The following is a 1,179-nucleotide window of genomic DNA, read 5'->3' as shown; positions in this document are numbered from 1 at the left end:
GGTACTGCACAATGCCCAAGACCTGTGCAGTACCTGTGGGAGCTGGCTTGCCGGCGATAGGGCCAGTACAGTCAGCAGCATAACCAAAGTCGTTTTAGTTCTTTAGCCGTTACAAACCCACCCGCTATAGTCGCAGGCAAACTGCCAACACCTTCTCGATAACAAGGAAGCAACGTGAAAAAACTCTTCACCGCCTCGCTGCTCGCCGCAGGCCTTGCCTTGGGCAATTTCGCCCAGGCCGCCCCCACCCTGCTCAACGTTTCCTACGACGTGATGCGCGACTTCTACAAGGACTACAACCCGGCCTTCCAGAAGCACTGGGAAGCCGAGCACAACGAAAAGGTCAACGTGCAGATGTCCTTCGGCGGCTCGAGCAAGCAGGCGCGAGCGGTGATCGATGGCCTGCCGGCCGATGTCATCACCATGAACATGGCCACCGACATCAACGCCCTGGCCGACAATGGCAAGCTGGTGCCGGACAACTGGGTCAGCCGCCTGCCGAACAACAGCGCGCCGTTCACATCGGCCACTGTGTTCATCGTGCGCAAGGGTAACCCCAAGGCGCTGAAAGACTGGCCCGACCTGCTCAAGGATGGCGTGCAGGTGATCGTGCCCAACCCCAAGACCTCGGGTAACGGCCGCTACACCTACCTGTCGGCCTGGGGCTATGTGCTCAAGCAAGGCGGTGATGAAAACAAGGCCAAGGACTTTGTCGGCAAGCTGTTCAAGCAGGCGCCGGTATTGGACACCGGTGGCCGTGCCGCCACCACCACCTTCATGACCAACCAGATCGGCGACGTGCTGGTAACTTTCGAGAACGAAGCCGAAATGATCGCCCGCGAGTTCGGCCGCGACCAGTTCGAAGTGGTCTACCCGAGCGTGTCGGCCGAAGCCGAGCCGCCGGTCAGCGTGGTCGACAAGGTAGTGGCGAAGAAAGGCACCCAGGCTGCGGCCGAGGAATACCTGAAGTACCTGTGGTCGCCTGCCGCCCAGGAAATTGCCGCACAGAACTACCTGCGCCCGCGTGATGCGACGGTACTGGCCAAGTACACCGACCGCTTCCCGAAAGTGGACTTCCTGTCGGTGGAGAAGACCTTCGGTGACTGGCGCACCGTGCAGAAGACCCACTTCAATGATGGTGGGGTGTTCGACCAGATCTACACCAACAATCAGTAATTG

General features: G+C 59.6%; 1 protein-coding gene. It reads left to right on the top strand.

The genetic code is table 11. The features are described 5' to 3' along the window. Positions 1-174: 174 nt before the first annotated feature. The gene (locus ACK1U9_RS03430; protein ID WP_046615020.1) at positions 175-1,176 is read left to right on the top strand and encodes a sulfate ABC transporter substrate-binding protein; all 1,002 of its coding nucleotides are present in this window, start codon (positions 175-177) and stop codon (positions 1,174-1,176) included. Positions 1,177-1,179: the final 3 nt, after the last annotated feature.

This window comes from Pseudomonas sp. XP1 (assembly GCF_053557675.1).
Note: the sequence above shows the minus strand (reverse complement) of the source record. Positions and strands in the feature narration are given on the sequence as shown.